The organism is Parasphingomonas frigoris (assembly GCF_036663815.1).
Lineage (GTDB): Bacteria > Pseudomonadota > Alphaproteobacteria > Sphingomonadales > Sphingomonadaceae > Sphingomonas.
Window position 1 is genome coordinate 850055 of the sequence record NZ_JAXOJQ010000001.1, and the last position, 20244, is coordinate 870298.

15 protein-coding genes are annotated in these 20244 nt (G+C 63.8%); 7 read left to right on the forward strand and 8 right to left on the reverse strand.

Going from position 1 to position 20244, the window contains the following annotated elements; genetic code table 11:
• The first annotated feature begins 17 nt into the window (after positions 1-17).
• The 6 genes from U1872_RS04030 (at position 18) to U1872_RS04055 (ending at position 4861) form a co-directional block, all read left to right on the forward strand.
• Positions 18-908, forward strand: a complete 891-nt coding sequence (locus tag U1872_RS04030) for a VOC family protein (RefSeq protein ID WP_332791564.1) — start codon at positions 18-20, stop codon at positions 906-908.
• A gap of 4 nt (positions 909-912) precedes the next feature.
• Positions 913-1332 (forward strand): DoxX family protein, encoded by a 420-nt coding sequence (locus U1872_RS04035; RefSeq protein WP_332791565.1) that lies wholly within the window; start codon positions 913-915, stop codon positions 1330-1332.
• Positions 1325-2704, forward strand: coding sequence for an alginate export family protein (locus U1872_RS04040; protein WP_332791566.1), 1380 nt, complete (start codon positions 1325-1327; stop codon positions 2702-2704). The genes U1872_RS04035 and U1872_RS04040 overlap by 8 nt, the downstream gene beginning before the upstream one ends.
• A gap of 20 nt (positions 2705-2724) precedes the next feature.
• Positions 2725-3429, forward strand: coding sequence for a YoaK family protein (locus U1872_RS04045; RefSeq protein ID WP_332791567.1), 705 nt, complete (start codon positions 2725-2727; stop codon positions 3427-3429).
• 135 nt (positions 3430-3564) lie between these two features.
• On the forward strand, positions 3565-4617 hold the full coding sequence (locus U1872_RS04050; RefSeq protein WP_332791568.1) for a DUF5694 domain-containing protein: 1053 nt from the start codon (positions 3565-3567) through the stop codon (positions 4615-4617).
• Positions 4618-4681: 64 nt separating this feature from the next.
• Positions 4682-4861: a response regulator gene (locus U1872_RS04055; RefSeq protein ID WP_332791569.1), complete on the forward strand. Its 180-nt coding sequence runs from the start codon at positions 4682-4684 to the stop codon at positions 4859-4861.
• A 397-nt stretch (positions 4862-5258) separates the two neighbouring features.
• On the opposite strand, the gene U1872_RS04060 is transcribed toward U1872_RS04055, so the two are convergent.
• The 5 genes from U1872_RS04060 to U1872_RS04080 all read right to left on the reverse strand — a co-directional run bounded on the left by U1872_RS04060 (position 5259) and on the right by U1872_RS04080 (position 11656).
• Entirely contained in the window at positions 5259-6281 is a 1023-nt protein-coding gene (locus U1872_RS04060; RefSeq protein WP_332791570.1) for a sensor histidine kinase, read from the reverse strand.
• Complete coding sequence (locus U1872_RS04065) at positions 6274-6972, reverse strand: winged helix-turn-helix domain-containing protein (RefSeq protein ID WP_332791571.1); 699 nt, start codon at positions 6970-6972, stop codon at positions 6274-6276. Before U1872_RS04065 ends, U1872_RS04060 begins: the two co-directional genes overlap by 8 nt.
• Positions 6973-7086: 114 nt before the next feature.
• On the reverse strand, positions 7087-7431 hold the full coding sequence (locus U1872_RS04070; protein WP_332791572.1) for a UrcA family protein: 345 nt from the start codon (positions 7429-7431) through the stop codon (positions 7087-7089).
• Positions 7428-7919 (reverse strand): periplasmic heavy metal sensor, encoded by a 492-nt coding sequence (locus U1872_RS04075; protein ID WP_332791573.1) that lies wholly within the window; start codon positions 7917-7919, stop codon positions 7428-7430. The genes U1872_RS04070 and U1872_RS04075 overlap by 4 nt, the downstream gene beginning before the upstream one ends.
• Before the next feature lie 710 nt (positions 7920-8629).
• Entirely contained in the window at positions 8630-11656 is a 3027-nt protein-coding gene (locus U1872_RS04080; protein ID WP_332791574.1) for a TonB-dependent receptor domain-containing protein, read from the reverse strand.
• 942 nt (positions 11657-12598) lie between these two features.
• Between U1872_RS04080 and U1872_RS04085 the strand changes: the two genes are divergently transcribed.
• Positions 12599-15016: a TonB-dependent receptor gene (locus U1872_RS04085; protein WP_332791575.1), complete on the forward strand. Its 2418-nt coding sequence runs from the start codon at positions 12599-12601 to the stop codon at positions 15014-15016.
• Positions 15017-15187: 171 nt separating this feature from the next.
• On the opposite strand, the gene U1872_RS04090 is transcribed toward U1872_RS04085, so the two are convergent.
• The 3 genes from U1872_RS04090 to U1872_RS04100 all read right to left on the reverse strand — a co-directional run bounded on the left by U1872_RS04090 (position 15188) and on the right by U1872_RS04100 (position 20204).
• Positions 15188-16873, reverse strand: coding sequence for a GH35 family beta-galactosidase (locus U1872_RS04090; protein ID WP_332791576.1), 1686 nt, complete (start codon positions 16871-16873; stop codon positions 15188-15190).
• A gap of 62 nt (positions 16874-16935) precedes the next feature.
• Positions 16936-18246, reverse strand: a complete 1311-nt coding sequence (locus tag U1872_RS04095) for a glycoside hydrolase family 1 protein (protein ID WP_332791577.1) — start codon at positions 18244-18246, stop codon at positions 16936-16938.
• On the reverse strand, positions 18243-20204 hold the full coding sequence (locus U1872_RS04100) for a glycoside hydrolase family 3 protein (protein WP_332791578.1): 1962 nt from the start codon (positions 20202-20204) through the stop codon (positions 18243-18245). The genes U1872_RS04095 and U1872_RS04100 overlap by 4 nt, the downstream gene beginning before the upstream one ends.
• Positions 20205-20244 lie beyond the last annotated feature (40 nt).

The window sequence follows — 20244 nt, forward strand, 5'->3', positions numbered from 1 at the left end:
TGAAAGGGAGAACAACGATGCGACGTTTCGCGATACTGTTTGCAGCGGCGCTGGTCGCCGCGGCGCCTGCCGGCGCGCGCCAGGCACCCGCCAGCACCGACCAAGCCGTCGGCCCGCAATATGACACCACGCACGTCTATGTCGCGCCGGAGGATTTCGACCGTTTCGTGGCGAGCTTCGTCGCGACATTCGGCGGCACGACCAGCAAGCAGGGTGTGTTCCAGGTGACGCCGACGCCAAGCCAGACGATGTCGCAACTGATCCTCACGCCCGCCGGCACCGTATCGGTGTTCGGGTTCAAGACGTCGATCCCCTACCCCTTCGGGCATGAGCGGACGGGCTATCTCGTGCGCGATCTGGATGTCGCCACCGCCGCCGCGCGCAAGCATGGCGCGACCCGGCTTGTGTCGGTCTTCCCCGACCCGATCGGTCGCGATGTGCTCGTGCAGTGGCCGGGGGGCGTCAACATGCAGCTCTATTGGCACACCGCGACGCCGAACTATCCGGCGCTTGCAACAGTGCCGGAAAACCGCATCTATCTTACCCCGGACGCCGCAGACGCGTTCGTGAAGGCGTGGCTCGGTTATTCCAAAGGCCGGATCGTCTCCGACGACACGACCGCGCCTGGCGCTGCGATCGGCCAGCTGGCGAAGTCGTATCGCCGCATCCGGATCGCATCGGGCTATGGCAAGATGGCGGTGATCGTCTCGGACGGGCAACTGCCCTGGCCCTATGGCCACGACATGACCGGCTACGAGGTCGCCGACCTGAGCGCGACGCTGGCCAAGGCGAGTGCTGCGGGTGCGGAAACGCTGGTCCCCACGCACCCCGACGGCGACCGGCAGGCCGCGATCGTGCGCTTCCCGGGCGGCTATATCGCCGAGATCCACGGCAGCGCGGCCCGCTAGCCGGATGCGCACCCCCTCCCCCGCCTTCGTGACCGCCATCCTGAACTGGCGCTGGACGAGCCTGGTTGCGCGCCTTGCGCTGGTGAGTGCGTATCTCCTGGGGGCCGTCGTGAAGCTCGGCGACTGGCCGGGCGCGGTCGCCGAGCAAGCGCATTTCGGGCTGCATCCGCCCGCGCTCTGGGCGGGCATAACGATCGCGGTCGAGCTCGTCGGCGCGGTCCTGATCCTGTCGGGCCGGTGCGTCTGGCTGGGCGCGGGAATGTTGGGCATCTTCACGCTGCTCGCGGCGATCACCGCCAACGCCTTCTGGGGGATGCCCGCGGGACCGGACCGCTTCATGGCGACGAACGCCTTCTTCGAGCATCTCGGGCTGATCGCCGGCTTCGTGCTCGTCGCGCGCCCCGCGCCTTTGCCCGGTGCGTAGATGGAGCCTCGCCCTCGCGCTCACCGCTGCGCCGGCGGCGGCGCAGGACGGCGAACCGTGGCAGCCGCCGACGCTCACCACGACCCGCTACGACGAACAATGGTCGACGCTCGCGGATCCCGCAGAGCGTACCGGGCGATGGACCGAACGGTTCAAATATATCCCGCTCGCGCCCGACGCCTATCTCACCACGGGGATCGAACTGCGCCTGCGCAACGAGGACTATCGGGCGAACCTGTGGGGCGCCGCCGCCGCGCCAGACGACGGCTATCTGTGGGCGCGCGCGGTGCCCTATGCCGATCTCCACGTCGGCCGGGTTCGCGGGTTCGTGCAAGCCATCGCCGCCTATGCCGTCGGCGTGCGTCCGTCCGCCGGCCCGATCGACCAGACCGGCGCCGACCTGCTCCAGGGATTTGCCGACATCCGCCTGGGCGATGCGGAGACGGGATCCTTTACGGGGACCGGCGTGACGCTGCGCGGTGGCCGGCAAATGCTTTCGCTCGGGAGCGAACGGCTGGTCGGTACGCGCTACGGCCCGAACGTGCCGCTCGCCTTCGACGGCTTTCGCGCGCTGGCGACCATCAACGGAGCGACCATCAGTCTGCTTGCGGTCAAGCCCGTCCAGCCCGGCCTCGCCTCGCTCGACGATCGCATCTCGCGCACCAAGTCGCTCTGGGGGATGTACCTGACGCGACCCGGGCTCGACCTCTATTATCTCGGGTATCGCAACAGCGCCGCGCATTTCGGCCTGCGGACCGGACGCGAGCGGCGGCACAGCCTGGGCGTTCGCAGCTTCGGCAGTGCGGCCGACTGGCATTGGAACGTCGAGGGCGTTGCGCAATTCGGCAGCTTCGCCGGCGGACCGATCGCGGCGTGGACGCTCGGCGCCGAACTCGGTCGCCGCTTTCCGCACACGCCACTCGCCCCCGACGCGGTCCTGCGCGTCAATGTCGTCAGCGGCGATCGCCACCCCGACGACACCCGGCTCGGCACGTTCAACGCGCTGTTCCCCAAAGGCAAATATTTCGGCGAGCTGTCCCCCGTCGGCCCCTACAACATCATCAGCGCCAATCCGCGCGTTGCCGTCGCGCTCGGCAAGACGGTCTCCGCCAGCCTCGCCGCGATGGCCTATTGGCGCTATTCGCGCGGCGACGGCGTGTACGACATTCCCGGAAACCTCCTGCGCGCGCCCGGCACTTCGCGCGCCAGCTTCATCGGCAAGGAAGTCGAGGCCACGCTGGCCTGGCAAGCAACGCCCGAACTCGAGCTGTCGACCTCGCTCTCGGCGTTCGGACCCGGCGGTTTCATCCGCGACACCGGCCCCGCCAGAACCATTGCGCTGCTCGGCCTCGAAGCTAATTTCCGTTTCTGATCCGCATCATGGAGCCCCAGATGGCAGATACGCCGACACCTCTTCGCGATCCTCGCGTGCCCTTGCTCCTGCTGCTGTCGGTCACGACCGGGCTGGTCGACGCCGCCAGCGTGCTCGGGCTCGGCAAGGTCTTCACCGCCAACATGACCGGCAATGTTGTGTTTTTAGGGTTCGCGGCATCGGGCGCGCCGGGATTTCGGGTGGCGCCCTTCGTCGTGGCGCTGGCGAGCTTCATGCTGGGCGCCGCCATCGCGGGTCGGATCGGCCGGCCTGATACCCGCGGCTCCGAACGCCGCTGGTTGATGACCTCGGCGATAATCGAGACGCTCTTGTTGTGGCTCGCCGCAGCGGCCGCGATCGGGTTCGATATCGCGACGCAATCACCCGAACCACGGCTGTTCGCGATCATCGCGCTCACCGGCCTCGCGATGGGCTATCGCAACGCCACCATCCGGCAATTGAAGGTCGCCGATCTCACGACCACGGTCCTCACGCTCACGCTGACGGGCCTTGGTGCGGATTCGAGTCCAGCGGGCGGGGGTAATGCGAATTGGCGACGACGGATCGGTGCCGTTGTAGCGGTCTTCACCGGTGCCGCGATCGGCGCCTATCTCCTGTCGCATAGCGGGCTCGCCGCCCCGCTCGCTCTAGCCGGTAGCTTGGTGCTTCTATCGACGCTCGCCCACGCGTGGCGCTTCGGCCAGCGGGCGTCCGGCCGAGTATAGGCTGCCCTGTCTTGCTCGCGTGCCGCCGGCACACGAAAAGTTAGCCACTTCCATCGGCATACTTGCTGTATTATGCCACTAGTACGGTTGTAATCTGAGGGACGATATATGGTGCGGTTATGGAGGTTGGCGGCGATGATCGCTGCGGTCGCAGGCGCGTCGACCGCAACGGCTCAAGCCTATCGTCCGTTTGATACGGGCCGGCTGAAGGGGCCGCATTCCGGACCGCAAAACCAGTTGCTGGTGCTCGGCAGCATGCATCTATCGGGTATGCCCGCGGCCTTCCGGCCCGAACAACTAGACCCTGTCCTCGACAAGCTGACGGCCTGGCGCCCCCAGGCGATCGCCATCGAGGCAGTGTCCGGCTCGCAATGCGATTTCATGCGGCACTACCCCGACCACTACAAGGACAGCGTCGAAAGCTACTGCTGGGACCCCGCCCCCGCCGCCAAGGCGACGGGGCTCGACGTGCCGTCGGCGACAGCCGCCTGGAGCCGCCTGCTCGCCGCCTGGCCCGCGACGCCGTCGGCGGCCGACCGTCGACGCCTCGCCGCATTGTTCCTCGCCGGCGGCGAAGGGGCTAGCGCGCTGGTCCAATGGCTGCGCCTCCCGGAGAACGAACGCCATGTCGGCGAGGGCCTGGATGCGACCCTGGTCGCACGGCTTGAGCGGCTACGCACGCGGAATGACGAAAGCCTGTCGATCGCAGCCGCATTGGCCGCCCGGCTCGGACTCGAACGCGTTTACGCGATGGACGACCACACCGCCGACGCGCCCGTTACCGATGAAAAAGGCTACGAAGCCGTGATCACGAAGGCCTGGGACAATCCCGCCAGCGCCAAGCGCAAGGCAATGGATGCAGCGCTGACCGCCAGGCTCGGGCAACCGGGCACCATGCTTGCCATGTACCGCGCCTTCAATCGCGCCGACCAGGCGAAGCAGATTTTCGCCAGCGACTTCGGTGCCGCGCTGGAAGAATCGTCGAAGGAACGCTTCGGCCGTGGCTATGTTGGTTATTGGGAGACGCGCAACTTGCGTATGGCGTCGAACATCCGCGATATGTTCGGAGTGCAACCAGGCATTCGTGGCCTCGTGGTCGTCGGCGCCTCGCACAAGCCGTATCTCGAAAACTATTTAAACCAGATGCACGACATGACGGTAGTCGACGCGGAGGCCGTGCTCCGCTGATCACCCACGCTTGAGCACAAAAGCAGACGCTCGTGGTGGCTGACGTGAACGACCGCGTCTGGGAATGGAGGTTCCACGGGCGTTGCGATCCTCGAAAGCAGGCTTGCCAATCCTCGTCCTGACTGCTCGCGACGCTATAGCGGATCGAGTTCGAGGCCTTGATGAAGGCGCCGACGATTATCTATCGAAACCGTTCGACGGGGCCGAGTCGAGAGCGCGAGTGCGCGCGTGGCTGGTCAGGTAGTGCCACGGGAACGCCTGGCGGGGTTCGGAGCAGATAACGATTGCGCTGACACACCATCATCGCCTGCAAAAATGTTTTGTATTTGTTCCCATGATGGACATGACCCCACTATTTGGCGCCGGCAGGCGCTATCGGGCCGGCTGAGCGGCTTGGCTGTGCGGTCTCAACCGAGCCTCGCCGAGGTCCGGGTCGCCGAGCCCGCAGCGACGATGTCGGTGCCAACTGTCGTCCATCCTTTTTTCGATCGAATAAGGATCGAGCTGCCGTCCGGCGTCCTTCCGCGATGATCCCACTTGCCCCTTCGACGCGGATATTGCTGAGGTGCGGCACCACGGATATGCGCAAGCGGTTCGACGGCCCGGCGGTGCTGGTACATCCGACATTGCAGCAGAACCGTTCATATCGGCAATGCAACCCTGAACCGACCACCGCCCGCCTCGTTTGCAATGCAGCGCACGTCGCCACCGTGTTGCCGTGCAATCTGACGGACGAGGCTGAGACCGAGGCCATATCCGCCATCAGACTCGCTGGCCCCGCATACCCTGTAGAACGGCGCGAAGATGGCCTCACATTCGCTCGGCGGGACGCCTGCACCACTATCGCGGACCTCGAGCGCGATCTCCGTTGCAGAGGCGCTCAGCGTGACGTGGATCGGCGTCCCTCCGCCGTGGCGCTGCGCGTTTTCGAGGAGATTGCGGACCATCCGCCGGAGGAGAACCGTGTCGCCGGACATCTCCAGCCGCTCTCCAGCGAACTGCGCGCTTGCCCGCGCGCACTCTTCGGCAACGAGCGCGGTCAGGTCCACGGCCGTTGGCCGATGCTCCCGGTGTGACATGCCATCGAGGCGGCTTGCCAGCAGGACTTCCTCGACCAACTGGTCGAGCTCTACCACGTTGCGCGCCAGCTCGGCGCGGACTGCGGCGGACGGTGCCTCGGCCAACAGCTCGATCGCCATGCGGATCCGCGCCAGCGGAGATCGCAGTTCGTGGGAGGCATTGGCCAGCAAGATCCGCTGTGCGCGCATCAACGCCTCGATACGCCCAGCCGATTGGTTGAAGCTCATGGCCAGTTGCGCAACCTCGTCGCGCCCCTCGACGGCGACCCGGCTCGATAGGTCACCCGCCCCCCAAGCATCGACGCTGGCCTGAAGCCGCTCCAGCCGGCGGGTGAGCCGGCGCACCACGGGGAACGCAGCGACCGCCACGACCACCGCAATCGCCAGCAGCAACGCTAGCATGGCGAGATGGCCGCGGAAGCCCAGCATGGCCGCCGGCGCCGCGCCGTAGCGCAGGTGCGCCAGTCCAAAGAGAATAGCCGCCACGGTGAGGCTCGCCAGCAGCGCGAGATAGATCCGCCAATACAGGCGCTGCATCAGGCGGGGGCGGCCGTTGCTACCATGCAGCCCGTCAGACTCAACCATCCTGCACCCGTGCGAAAACGTAGCCCGACCCGCGCACGGTGATGATCCGCCGGGGCTGCCTGGGATCATCTTCGATGGCGGCACGCAGCCGTCCGATATGAACATCGATCGATCGGTCGAATGGCTCATGGCTGCCACCCTTCAGCGCGTCGATAAGCTGGTCGCGCGACAGTACGCGACCGGCGCGTTCGGCGAGCACCGCAAGCAGATCGAACTGATAGCCGGTCAGCATGCACCGCTGGCCATCCAGCTGCGCCAAGCGCGCATCGCGGTCTATCTCGAGCCTCCCGAACCGCAACCGCGGCAGACTGTCCGCGGCCGCCAAAGCCGGTCGGCGCAGCACCGCGCGCAGCCTGGCCAGTAGCTCGCGCGGTTCGAACGGTTTGGGAAGATAGTCATCAGCGCCCAATTCCAGGCCGATCACGCGGTCAAACGGATCGCCCTTGGCCGTGAGCATCACGATCGGCACCGCGCCTACCGGCGACGGGAGTGCGCGAACGCGCCGGCAGATGTCGAGCCCGTCGCTGTCGGGGAGCATCAGGTCCAGCAGAACTGCCGCGAACTCGTCACGCTCGCGATCGCGCAAGGCGGCCAACCCGGCCGCCCCGGTCGGGGCGTGCGCGACGACATAGCCGTGCTGGGCGAGATAGGTCTCCACCATCGCCGCCAGGCGGTGATCGTCTTCGATCATCAGGATGTGCTGAAAAATGGCCTTGGCCTTGAGGATGATGCAAAAGTCCAGCAGACCATACAGGCTTCGCGCACCGCGCGAAGCCTGAAGGCCAGGTCCGGCGATTGATTGCCGTCAGCGACCCGCGTCGACCGAGAGGTAAGCGATCTCAACCGCTTTTGTCGCATGGGCGGCGGCAATCCGGTCGATTTGCGCTGCCGCGCGGGCGATCGCCCTTCGATTGCAGCGCATAGCGTCCAGCTTCACCGCCAATGACGGAACACCTTGGGTGTCGCATACCCGACGCGCTGCCGCGCGGATGCGCCGCTGAAGCGTTGCCTTGCCGGCTTGGCCGAGCAGGTCGAGATCGGCAAAGCTAACGCGTTCTATCGAGGTTTGGCTGGGCGAAAGCTTCAGCGGAGCGGCACTGGCTTGGGCCGAAACAGCCAGGATGCACACCCCGACCGAGAAGGGGCTCACAGTCCCGCGCCCGTGTTACGGGCCGCGAGATGAGCGGCCAATCGGACGCGCTGTGCTGGTGTCAGCACGTCGGCGGCGTCGGCCAGCCCCCGGACGATCCGTTGCGAGACACGGTCCGCCTGCTGCATCTGCTCCTGGCGCAGCACCTCCAACCCGGCGCGATCGACCGTCGACTGCATCAACAGGACGTGTGCCCGTTTGTGTGCAGTCCGGAACTGCGCATGGAAGGTGCCGAGATCGGTATGGACCGAATGTGCGATGACCTTCAGCTGGGCCCTTTGCTTAGGCGTGCCGTCGGGCAAGATTTCCGTGAAGAGTTTGTCGAAATGCGCCTCGATGACCGCAGGATCCGCTGTCGCCGAATGGCCATGCAATCCGTGTAGGGCCGGCCCCGCCCAGGCGAGACCAGCACCGGTGATCGCTGCGGCGCCGGCCGCGGTGGCCAGCAGCCCAGCAAGTATCGGGCGTTGGTTGAAATATCGGTTCATCGTGCTGCGCTCCATCCAAGTCGGCCGACGAAATTTTCGTCGGCCGCTCTGCAATGGCGACGCGCCTTGGTTCCAGGATGTGCGCCGGGTAAAGTTTTGCAAAGTTCAAGCGCCAGCGAGTGGCGATCCAAGATCCTTCCTGGCGCGCCGCCAGACATTAGCGCTGTCGAACTATGAGGCCGAAAAGAACCGCCGATCGCAACCGTCTCCAGGTCACGGTCATCGGATCTTAGGATACCTGTCGGGTTCCACGGCACCTTGCCATAACGCACGCATGCGAGACGGCTACGCGCCGATCGTCTGTTTCTCAGCCCGTTGGCGCGTCTGGAAGGCGGATCCAATGCATTGGGGGAGCGACGATACCTCACAACCCGTGCCCGGACGTTGCGCTACCAATCGTCGTCCCTGCCCGCGTCGCCGACCAGCGGCTGGCCGATCTATCGCCCGCCGCGGTGATCTGATCGGCTTTTCTGGTCGCAGAAGTTACCGAACCAGCCCCTCACGCGGTTCGACGAGCAGTGGGCTAAGTGCGCTACCCATAAGCTTGGCGTCGACCTGAGCGGGGCAGCCTGTGCGATCAGCCACGAGCAGGATCGGCTACTCTCCTGCGAACCTGCGCTTCGGTCCGCCGAGGATTGGCACCAGCACGCGCAACACCTTCAGCCTGATGGTGGGGAGCATCGCAGCGCCGCCGCGATGCTCCATTGCCGTTACCAGAGTTTGGCGCTGATGCCGGCGCGGAGGGTGCGACCCCAGGAGTTGTAGTACCAGGGATAGGTGTTCTGGAACGCGGTGGTGTCCCTGGCCCCCTGACCGATGATCGGCGGGTCCTTGTCGAACAGGTTCTGGGTGTTGAACCACACGCGCACGCGATCGGTGACCGGATAGCTGATCGACAGGTCGAACAGGCTCTGTGCGGCCAGGCGCGGAATCAGCGGATAGGTGTCCGTGGTGCCCGAGTCCGGCTTGGGGCCCAGCACTGGATTGCTCGAGAGCTTGGCGTTCTTCGTCGGCGCGGCATAGCGCCACGCCAGGCTGATCGTTCCTTTCCACGGCATGTCCCAGCCGATGTTCGCGAAGTGGCGGTACCTGGGGGTCAGGTCGCGGCAGAAGAATCCGAAATAGCCGAGGCAGGAGTAGACCTGGGTACCCGGCGCGAACTGCCGGTCGTTCGCGAGGTTGAAGGTGCCGTTCAGCCCGAGGTTGAGACGGCCCAGCTCCATGCCGAATATGCGCTTCGACAGATGGATCGGATAATAAAGCGAGAAATCGATGCCCTGGGTCTTGAGGAAGCCTGAATTGTTGTAGCGGGCATTAATCTCGGTGACCCTCCCCGACGTCGGATCACGGGTGATCAGGCCACAGAAAAAGGCCGTCTGCTGGTTGAAGCACTGATCCGCGATCAGGTCGGTGCGGACCCATTCGAACGCGCCGTCTATCTTGATCGAGAAATAATCGACCGACGCGTTGAAGCCGGGGAGGAACTTAGGCTGCATCACCACGCCGGCGGTGATGCTGGTCGATGTCTCCGGCTTGAGATCCGGATTGCCGCCGGGGCGGAACTGGGTCTGGCAGTAGCCGGCCGCGTCACAATTGCCCGGGACGGCAAGATTGTCATACTGCGTCCGGGTCATCCCGGTCCCGGCGCATTGCTCGAAGCTCAGTCGTTCGCGGCGCGGGTCGCCGTTGCTCGGCGTGGCGGCCGTAGCGCAGCGATCCTCGAATCCCATCTGATACGGCACAGACCCCTGCAGTCGTTCCAGGTAGCCGCGGCGGACCGCACGATTGACGCTCGCCCGGAAGCCGAGGCCGGCGTAGGGCCGATAGACGATATCGGCCTTCCAGGTCTTCACCAGATCGTCCAGCGAACGGTAGCGCGACAGGCGATAGGCGCCGCTGATCGTCAGGTCCTCCAGCAACGGCTTTTTCTGGACGATCGGCACCGACAGCTCGCCGCCCAATTCGTCGACGACGTCGGTGCCCGCATATTTGGACCACCAGGCAAACGCGCCGGAGCCCTGCTCGGTAATACGGTTCCAGCGGTGCTCCACCACGAGGGCGACGCCGATGCCCTCCTCCGCCCACGGGCTCTTGATGCCGTAGCGCGCGAGCGATCCCGAAACCGAGGCATTGGCGACGATCTGTTCCTGCAACACTCGGCTCTCACCGGTCGACGTCAGATAGGACCATACCGCCGGATTGGGGCCCTTGGAGCTGAAGCCGTCGAGCGGGACGCAGCTCGGATCGGTACCGTCGACGACCGATTGGCAGGTCGGCACGCCGTTGACGCTTACGACCTGCATCGCCCGCTTGAACAGCTCGGTCTTGCCGCCGTCGAAGATGTTGGTGCCGGTATATTTCTCGACGCGCTTTGAGCGCTGCAAGCCTATGTCGAAATGCAGGTCATCGACCAGCGTGCCGGACAGATGGCCCGCCGCGCGCCAGGTGTTGGTCTGGTAGCGATACTCGCCGGTATTGTCCGGCCGATAGACGTTCATCCACATCTGAGCCGATTTGCCGGCCACGCCCGCATCGGCACCGCAAGCGAGCTGCTGTTGTTGCGCGCTCATGAACGGGTTGTCGCAAGGCATCTGGAAGTCAGGCGAGTAGAACCAGTCGTTGAACTGCACCTCGCCGCCCGACTGGTCGTAACTGTAGAGGAAGCTGCTGTCGAACTTCACCGTCGGGGCGATATCGAAGCTGAAGAACCCGCCCGTGTTTACCCGGCGGACATCGCGCTGCAGCCAATCCTTCTGCGGTGTGCGCTTGATGTCAGCAGTGTCATAGGGACGCCAGTTGCGAGAGCCGTCCTTGGCGTTGGTATATTCGCCGCCGTTGACGAAGAACCAATTGTACGGGTTCGCTTCGTTAAAACCGCACGACCACTGGTCGTTGGTCTGGAAGCCCGAGGCGGGCTGTGGGTTCTGGAACATCGGGCAAGCGGTGTGGTCGAACATCCCGATCTCAATGGGCTGCAGACGGTTATAGGTCGCAAAGACGCTGATGTTGCCGCGGCCCGCGGCGAAATTCTGACCTGCCGCCAGGCTTCCGAAATAGGCCTCGCCGCCGAACACGTGGCGCGGTGGACGCGCATAGCCGGCCTCGTCGAGCAGGTTGAGCATGAACGTGTTGTCGTTCGTGCTCTGCTGCGCGCTTGCTTCGAAATTGAGCTGGATGCCCGTGAAGCGCCGCTTCACGATGTAGTTGACGACACCGGCCACCGCGTCCGACCCGTAGACCGCTGAGGCGCCGCCGGTGAGGACATCGACACGCTCGATCAACGGGGCTGGAATGACGTTGGCATCATTGTCCATGCGATCGCCGTTGAGCAGCACCAGCGTTCTGCCCGAGCCGAGCCCACGCAGGCTGATCCGGGCAGGTCCGGCGCGCGGATCGCTGCTGCTGCCGCGGTCGCCGATCATCGGTGTGATCTGCGGCATCGCGCTCAGTGTATCGCTCAGGCGTCCGAGGCCGCGCTCGCCGATCATGTCCTTGTCGATCACCGCGATCGGGGCGGCGGTCGTCATGTTCGTGCGGCGGATCCGCGAACCGGTAACGAGGATGACTTCGGGAAGCTGCGGGGGAACCCTATCGTCAGCGACGGTGACGATGTCTGGCCGTTCCTTTGACGTCGTCTTCTGCGCGTCCGACGCATCGCTTACACTGGATTGTGACCACGCCGGCGTGCTGGTCATGATCGCCAATACGCTGACACCTATGCCCCACATGGATCGCATAACACCCCCCTTTTTTCCCACAGTATTCGGTATACGATACTTTTTATCGGGCGGCTGTAAAGTGTTACGTAATAGAAAATTGTAGCTGATCTACGTTTGGCAAAAGATTGCGACTTGCTGGAGGCATCTGACTCGACAGAGGGCGATCAGAGGCGTGCGGGCCAAAACTGCTCAAGAACGAGTGTTAGTCGTTCGATCCTCATTGTTTGGCTGGAATGGAAATCCCGCGGATAAACGCGTCTCGAACCAGTATACAAGGCATCGGTCGGCCGTCGACGTGGGACCATTAGAATCATCTGAACGTCGCGCCGGCTTTGAAACCGAACCTGGCACATACCCTCTGCTCGCTTGGTCACGTGACGCTCAGAACAGAACCGTCGTATGTGGGCGAAAATAAGCTGGCTTGGCAGGTACACGGGCATTTAGGGGACGGATCGTAGGTACTTCCGGCAAGATTATCTAAAGGATCGTCCACCTTTGCCCGTTGCACGCCAAAAGCGGCTGCCCATCACGGCCCACCACAGCCACCGAGGGGACCTGAACCAACGTCCGGTTCGGGGAGGCGGCTTATCCGCCGTAAATATCTGAAATCGGGCGGTATCAGCCATGAAGCGGCCGAGCCGCTCGCGTCCAAGCGCGGACATCCTTGCGATGGAGTTACGATATCAGCGGCCTGCGCACAGGGAGCAGGTTATTTTGCATCGGCCGATCTCCGGTTTCGCTGCCGTTCTCTTGCCATGCAAACCCGTGAATTCCGCATCATGATTGCGCGAAAATGGCCGTACTATCTGACCTACCAAGTTGCAGCAGCCCCCCCTCCCGAGATGGGCCACTGAATAAATATATTCTGGCAATACAAGTGAATGGCCGATCGCCCTTCTAGGATAGGGATATGCAAAGGGCGAGCGATGAAGCTCCTGCAGGTCACTCAGGGGTATTTTCATGACGCGACTCTTTAATTCGGCCTGCCATCTTGCGATCATCGTTTCCGGTTTTGCAGCTGTACAAGCCCATGCAGAAGCTCGGGCCTCGGAAACCGTTTCAACTCCCGTCAAGCTTCCGGCAACTGAGTCTGTTGTTGCAGACGACGGACCTGGGGGATTGATGGTCGCAGCGCAAAAACGATCCGAGCCGCTTGAAAAGGTGCCGGTCGCGATCACCGTCGTCCGCAGCGATGCCATGACACGTCTGTCGACCAATACTATCGAAGACACACAAAAGCTCATCGCGGCGTTGACGTACGTCAAGGGCGCTACCAGCCTCAATTCCGCACTGTTTCTGCGCGGGCTTGGTACGGTCAGCAGCTCGATTGCCGCCGAACCGAGCGTGACCACCGTGGTCGACGGCGTCGTGCTTGCGCGTGCCGGTGAAAGCTTCGGCGATCTGTATGATCTGGACCGGATCGAGGTCCTGCGTGGGCCGCAGGGTACGCTGTTCGGCAAGAATGCGTCTGCGGGAGCGCTCAACATCGTGACCAGAGAACCCGGCAAGACGTTTGGTGGCTATGGTGAGGTGGGCGCGTTCCAGGGCGGAGAGTATAAGACAAAGGCCAGTATCGGTGGCCCGATCGGCGACAATTGGCGGGCCGGTGTCAGCGGGTTCTTTAGCGATTATAAGGGCAACATCTCGGACAAGACCGTCGGCGGCAAGATCAATGGCTACACGCATTATGGCGCGCGTGCTATGGTGATCGGCGATGTTACCGAGAAGCTGCACGTCAAGCTGATCGCGGACTATCGCAGGGCTGACGACGATTGCTGCGGGTTCGTCATCGGCGCGCTCAACGCTGCCCCATCGGCCTCCCAAGCGGCGGTGCAAAGCATTCTAGCCCCTGCACTCGGGGGAGCTACCCGCGAAAGCGTTCAGGTGACGCCCAATCGAACCAAGGAGGTGACCTATGGCGCTTCGTTGCAGGCTGATCTGACCGTTGGCGCGCATACACTGACGTCTATCACGTCGGGGCGCCAGTGGAACAACACGGAAGTCCGCAACGGCGATTGGGTCGACCAACTGTACCTCAATGTGCCGCTGATCCGCGACCTGGGTCCGCAACGCTCGAAGACGTTCACGCAGGAATTGCGCCTGACCTCCCCCACCGGTGGCTTCATCGATTACGTGGTCGGCGCATTCTATTATCAGGCGGTCGCAGACCGTACCTATACCCGCTCCAACACCTATTGCACCGCTACAACCGCCATTCGGCAGGCGAACGGCCTGACGCCGTGTCCGACCGATCAATCGACGATCCTCAACCCCGTCGGTGTCGCTGCGTTCGGCTCTAAGTTTTACAACGCAGCCGCGTACGGCCAGGCGAACTGGCATTTCACCCCGCGGCTACATGCGGTCACGGGTCTGCGCTACACTTATGACAAGGTGGAAGCCTATCATACGCGGACCAATAACTACAGCGGCAGCAGCTTTCCCGGTGTCGGCGTCCCGGCAGGAATCGGCAGCAGTTTCGATGCGAATGTCGCCACCGGTGGGGTGTTCAATGGCACGCCGTGGACCGGCAAGACGAGCGCAAAGAACCTTTCGGGTAAGGCAGCGCTGCAATATTACGTGACGCCTGGCAACATGCTCTACGGAAGTTTCGGACTTGGCTACAAAGGCCCCGCGTTCAATACCTTTTTCAACATGAGCGCTGGCAATACCGCGCCGATATCGCCTGAAACGTCAAAGGCTTTCGAGGTAGGGCTCAAGAGCAACTTCAATAACGGTCGTCTCATTTTCTACGTTGATGGATTTTATACCAAGGTCAAAAACTACCAGGCGAATTACCCGACCACATTCAATGGTGCCGTCATCTCCACGATCATCAATGCAGGTGATGTCTCTACGCGCGGAGCAGAGATCGGCTTGTTGTACCGGCCGAATCGCCAACTGACCATCAGCGGCGGATACAGCTATACCGACGCCCAGGTGGACCAGTTTCTAGTGCCGCCAGCGGCGCAGGCAGCCAATACCATCACATCCGGTACGCCACTGGCGTTTGCCCCCAAGAACAAGGGGAATTTTGGGGCGACCTATACCGCCCTGCCCCGAAACCTGCCGTTCGCGCTCGAATTCAGCGGACTGGTATCCTACACCGACAAGCAGGTTTCGACGTTGGCGCCGAGAAATACCGCTGCCCAGATGGTGGCATTCGAGAACCTCACTCTCAGACCCCATACCCAGGTCGATATCACCCTGGCGGCGGTTGATCTGGCCAAGCGCTATCGCCTCGGGTTCGTCGTCACCAACTTGCTCGACGCGCACTATGCCTCGACGATCGTTGCCGGCGGGCCGGGCGGATCGTACCTTTACCAGATCCCACGCGATTCCGATCGCTACTTGGGAGTCGTTCTCCGCCGCAACTTCTGATCGCACGCGTGTTCTGGCCCCTGTACATTATGGGGCCACAGAGTCCGGTAGGCTTTTGTAGACCGGTTGCCGTACGGGTTCAGGGCAACCGGTTTATGAAAGCCAGGAACGGAACGTCCCTGTCACCGTTTTGGTTAGCTATCGAACCGAACTCCCGGCCCCACCTTACCGTTAGCGAGGTTGCACTGGGAGCAGCCGGATACGGACCATCGCCAAGCGATCGTCCGGAATAATGCCGAGACGTTCATCGCCGTTGATGATCCGAGTCGCTTGCCAGTGCGCATCGATGAAGCTTCCCTCTTCGACGTGATCTACTTCTGAAAGGTGGCCGTTCTTCGAAAAATCGGCGGTGAACCCCTTGCCCACCAAGAGGAAGGTGTCGTTGCCCTCATAGATGACGAGCCCGAACGGCCGTGCGTCACCGGGAGCGGGACGGCTCGAAGGGCCTTCCGTTTCACTCGGCAGTGGCTGAGGCGGGGGCGGTGGCTGCAGACCAACATCCAGCAGCATTCGCTTCAGCAGCGACTGCGTCTGCTGGACAATGATCGAATACCCGCCGAGCTTGATCTCGGACGGCTTGCCGTCGTCCAGAAGAACACCCGCGATACGTCCCTCGGACTGCGCCTTGGTAATGACGGCGTCCATCGGGTTGAGGAGCGCCAGTGCCTGGGATAATTGCCCATCGACCCGCCCATCTTCGATTCCGAAGATCGAGTAGCCGAGCGCGCGATGCGCACCCACCGCCCAGAACAGGTCGCCGGTCTTGAACTGGCTTTCCGGAACGAACAGTGGGTTGCCGGCGTGATCATAATCGGCAAGCGGTCCCTTTGCGTCGGGGACGTAGATATCGGGCGCGAGCATGTCGATCGACGGCGCGGCCGCCTTCCAGACGTCGAGAACACGCTTTGCAGGGCCGCCGCTTGGATAAAGACCGGCACGATCCTGATTCTGCTGCGGGCCGAGCCACGCGTTGACATACATGGGGAGATTGAGCGCTTGTTTTCCCGCGCCGGCCAAAGCCTCCATATACTGTCCGAAATGCCACGCCATGAAGACCTCGTCGGCCTCCCAATCGGTGCCGAAGACTTCCGCCCAGCTTCCCGCCGAGCGATTGCCGCCGCGCGCCCACAGTGCGGCGAGCTCGGGTTTGAGGTCGGCCTTGTGGGCGGACAAGTACCGCATCAGCGCCGAGGGGACCGGTTGCTTCCACGCCGCTTGCGCCAACGGCGATCGATCCCGACTGTCGCGCAGCAGCCCGCTTTCGTTGTTCACCTGCACCATGACAACACGGTGATCGGTGTCGACCTTCGCCAGATGCGCCATCAGCGCGACGAACGCGGTGCGATCGGCCTTCATCAAATCGGGTGAGAAAACCGACAGCACCGGCTTCGGCATCGCTCCTTCATAAGTGAAGGCCTCCTTCATCTGCGCGTTGGCGATCGCACGCGGGAACCGACTCGTGTCGCGTCGCACCCATATCGGAGCATAGGTCGAACTGGCGTTCTTGAACGCCCCGAACCAGATCAGCACCAGGCGCATGTCGTGGCGGCGCGCTTGGGCGATCTGGGCGTCGACCGCGGTGTAATCAAATCGGCCTTCGCTCGGTTCAAAGTCCTCCCAGCTGACCGTTCCGATCACGGTCCGGACATGCATACGCTGAAGCTTGTCCCAGATCGGTTCCATATAGGCGACGCTGGAAGCGCTAGAGTTATGCAACTCCCCACCAAGCGCCAGATAGGGTTTCCCGTCGACGATGAGCTGCCGATTCTTGATGACCGGAAGGTCGCCTGCGGCAGCGGGTGAAGCGGCCGCAAGAGCCCACAAAAGCAGGCTGGAGCGTTTCGGGATGCTCGTCATAAAGCTTTCACTTTCGTAGTCCGGTCAAGCAGCGGTGCCGCCGCTCTTCACCCTATGGCGATCTATCTGCTTTCGCGCGCGACGATGCGGGTCAGGACGCTCGCGCTCGGCTTCGGCGTTCTTCGGAATGTAGCGCGATCAACGGCAACCAAGCCAAACCTCGCTTTATCGCTGCCACCCCACTCGTAATTGTCGAGCAGGGACCAGTGGATGTAGCCCTCGACCGGAATGCCGTCGGCGATGGCGGCCCGCAGGTGCGTCAACGCCGCGGGGATGAGGTTTGCGCGCAGGCGATCGTCGGTCGTCCCTAGCCCGTGTTCGGTCACGAGGATCGGGAGATTGGTCTGCGCATGGACGTAGCGGACTGCGTTGGCCAACGATGCGGGATAGATTTCCGCGCCGCCATAGGTGCGCGGAGTACCGCTGGGCGACGGCAGCTTGCCGTGACCATCCCACACCGCGCGTTCGTAATTCTGGACACCGACATAGTCGTCGTTGCGGGCCGCCCTGAGCCAAGGACCGTAAAACGTCTCGCGCCGCGCGTCGCGCACGCTGTCGACCCCGACCGCCTGATCGTCGAGCACCGCCAATGTGACCCCGACCCGAAGGCTCGGCCGAAGTGCCTTGATCGCGTCCCGCCCGAGTTTGTGCGCAGCGAGCAGACCTTGCGTTATCGACGCGACGTCTTCGGGCAGTACGGTATTGCCGACAGTGAAACGCTCGGTGCCGCTCGCTTTGGCGCAGGCCTGCAGGCTCGCGCGGAGCGCTGCCCAAAAGGGGGCTGGCAATACCGATTGCAGCAACAGCGCGTTATTGGGCTCGTTCAAGGTCGCGACATAGCGGAGGCCGTCGCCCAGATGTCGGATCGCACGGTCGCAATAGCGGGCGAACAGCGCAGGGGCGTCGGGGTTCAGCCAACCGCCTCGCGCCGCGAACCAACGCGGCGTGGTGAAATGGGACAGCGTCACCACCGGGCTCAACCCGCGCACGTGGCACCCTTCGATCATCGCTTTGTAATGGTCGAGCATCGCCAGCGAGAACTGCCCGTCTTCGGGCTCGATGCGCGGCCATTCGATCGAGAAGCGATAGCTGTTGAGGCCGAGGCTTTTGACGAGATCGAGATCGGTTCGCCACAGCTCGAAGCTGTTGCACGCGTCCCCCGAAGGCGCCGCCGCCAGCGACGGCTTGACGGTTTCGAGCAGCCATTGGTCGGCGTTGACATTGTTGCCTTCGACCTGGTGCCCGGCGGTGGCGGCGCCCCAGAGAAACCCCGCCGGGAAGCGTGCGACGCCGGCCGCAAGGGATTCGGCTCGGACCGCCGAGGTCGCCAGCGTAGCAAGCGATGCCGAGATCGCCGTCCGACGATTGATCATTGATGCCGACCCTTGCGATTGCGATCCGCCGGCGCGACGCCGCGTGCGGGCACGCCGCGCCAGCGGTAATGAAGCGGATACAGCGGCGCGCGCGAATCCGCCGGTCTGCCTGGGTCCTGCGTTTCGACCGCGGCCATGCTCGATGGCAATTCGAACGGCAGCCGGCCTTCCGCGCGGACCTTGCCGCTCAGCACGTCGAGCAATGCCGCGTCCGATGTCCCGAAACTCGCGAAGAGCGTGACGCCCAGATCACCCAACGGCGCGAGAATCGCCGGACGGTCGAGATAGACGTCGACAATCGTCGGCTTCTTCGACGCGGCGGCGCGCACCGTTGCGAGGTCGGCGGAATCAGCCGGGAAAGCAAGACTGCCCTCGTGCTGCATGCTCCCGAAGAAATAGCCGGGATGCAGTGTCTGATAGGGGGCAGCGAGACGGATCACGGCGACATCGGCATCCTCGATACGCGACACCACCTCGAACCCGGCAGTGCGAGCGGCGTTTGCTTCCATCCCCCGAAGGAACAGCCGCGTTCGGCCCGGGATCAGCCGGACTGGCGAGCGATCCTCTAGCATCACCATCGAGCGCGCCTGGGCGCGGCGCCCGGCAACGTGGCTCGCGGGCGCGCCCGCGATGCGCTCGGCGTCGGCGACGTCGACGAACGGGCGTTCGAACAGCCCGAGCTCGAACCGCTGGATGAGGATACGCGTCACCGCCGTGTCGATGCGACGCACGGGCACGAGCCCCTGCTCGACCGCCGCGACGATCGGCGCCGGATCGGGCTCGCCGCCGATCTGATCGACGCCCGCGAGGATCGTCTTGGCGAACCGCTGCGGACGCGTCAGCCGCTCGACACCCCACGCAGTCGAGATGCTCTCGACGCCGGGGCGCTGACCGGCGGGATAGCCGTCATGGCACAAGGCGGCGCAGTCGGCGGTGATCGCCCAATCGGACAGCACTACCCCGTCGAAGCGGTGCTGCAGCCGCAACAACCCATCGATCATGACGTCGCTGAAACCTGCGCCGAACGCGCCCGCGGGGCGTCCGCCGATCTTCAGATCGCTGAAGATCGAATAGGCTGGCATCACACCCGACACATGGACGGCAAAGGCGGCCTCGAACGGCCTTACGTGCGTGGCGAGTTCGCTCGGTTTGAGGGCCGAGAAGCGACCGTAGTAATTGTGTGAATCCAGCCCGTCGCGTTGCGCGCCATAGCCGACCCAATGCTTGACGACGCTTGCGACGCCGTCCTTCGTGACGCCGCTCGCACTCCCCTGCACGCCGGTGATATAGGCCGCCACCATCGCCGATGCTGTGGCCGGATCCTCCCCGAACGTGCCGTTGATGCGCGGCCAGCGCGGCTCGGTGGCGAGATCGGCCTGGGGCGACAGCGCCAGCGCGAAGCCTACCGCGCGATAATCGCGGCGGACGATGTCGCCATATTCCCGCACAACCGCGGGATCGCCGAGCGCGCCGAGCCCGGTAAAGTCGGGCCACTGGCTAAAGCCGCCGGTGCCGACGCTGGCACCGAAGGTCTTCTGGAAGCCGTGGCGCGGATCGGTGACGATCAGCGCGGGGATGCCGAGCCGGCTGGCCTCGGTCTCCCGCTGCAGCGCGTTGGCGGATTCGGCCAAATCATGGATCGACATCGCCGTCATCGCGCTGAATGCCGAGACGTGCTTGGCGGTCACGAAGGCGTGCGCCGCCAGCATGTCGTAGCCGGTCGAGATCTGCCCGAACGGCGCATTGCCCGCCAATACGGGGATGACCATCAGCCCGGCCTTTTCGGCGAGCGTCATGCGCGTTACCAGATCCGCGGCGCGCACCGACGGCGCGAGGCGCCAATCCTCATACGGATGGAGCCGGCCGTTGCGGTCGAGGTCGCGGAAGCTGCGACCATCGACCTGCAGTAGCGGGACGCCCTGCGACGACAGTTTCGGCTGGTCCGGCGCTGCCGACATCGCTGCGCTAGACGCCACGCCGGCAAGGCACGTCGCCAGT

Coding starts and splice junctions, on each gene's coding strand:
- U1872_RS04065 (WP_332791571.1), bottom strand. CDS start 6,972: ATGATCGAAGACGATCACCGCCTGGCGGCGATGGTGGAGACCTATCTC.
- U1872_RS04030 (WP_332791564.1), top strand. CDS start 18: ATGCGACGTTTCGCGATACTGTTTGCAGCGGCGCTGGTCGCCGCGGCG.
- U1872_RS04085 (WP_332791575.1), top strand. CDS start 12,599: ATGACGCGACTCTTTAATTCGGCCTGCCATCTTGCGATCATCGTTTCC.
- U1872_RS04055 (WP_332791569.1), top strand. CDS start 4,682: ATGGAGGTTCCACGGGCGTTGCGATCCTCGAAAGCAGGCTTGCCAATC.
- U1872_RS04090 (WP_332791576.1), bottom strand. CDS start 16,873: ATGACGAGCATCCCGAAACGCTCCAGCCTGCTTTTGTGGGCTCTTGCG.
- U1872_RS04060 (WP_332791570.1), bottom strand. CDS start 6,281: ATGGTTGAGTCTGACGGGCTGCATGGTAGCAACGGCCGCCCCCGCCTG.
- U1872_RS04100 (WP_332791578.1), bottom strand. CDS start 20,204: ATGTCGGCAGCGCCGGACCAGCCGAAACTGTCGTCGCAGGGCGTCCCG.
- U1872_RS04080 (WP_332791574.1), bottom strand. CDS start 11,656: ATGCGATCCATGTGGGGCATAGGTGTCAGCGTATTGGCGATCATGACC.
- U1872_RS04045 (WP_332791567.1), top strand. CDS start 2,725: ATGGCAGATACGCCGACACCTCTTCGCGATCCTCGCGTGCCCTTGCTC.
- U1872_RS04075 (WP_332791573.1), bottom strand. CDS start 7,919: ATGAACCGATATTTCAACCAACGCCCGATACTTGCTGGGCTGCTGGCC.
- U1872_RS04035 (WP_332791565.1), top strand. CDS start 913: ATGCGCACCCCCTCCCCCGCCTTCGTGACCGCCATCCTGAACTGGCGC.
- U1872_RS04050 (WP_332791568.1), top strand. CDS start 3,565: ATGATCGCTGCGGTCGCAGGCGCGTCGACCGCAACGGCTCAAGCCTAT.
- U1872_RS04095 (WP_332791577.1), bottom strand. CDS start 18,246: ATGATCAATCGTCGGACGGCGATCTCGGCATCGCTTGCTACGCTGGCG.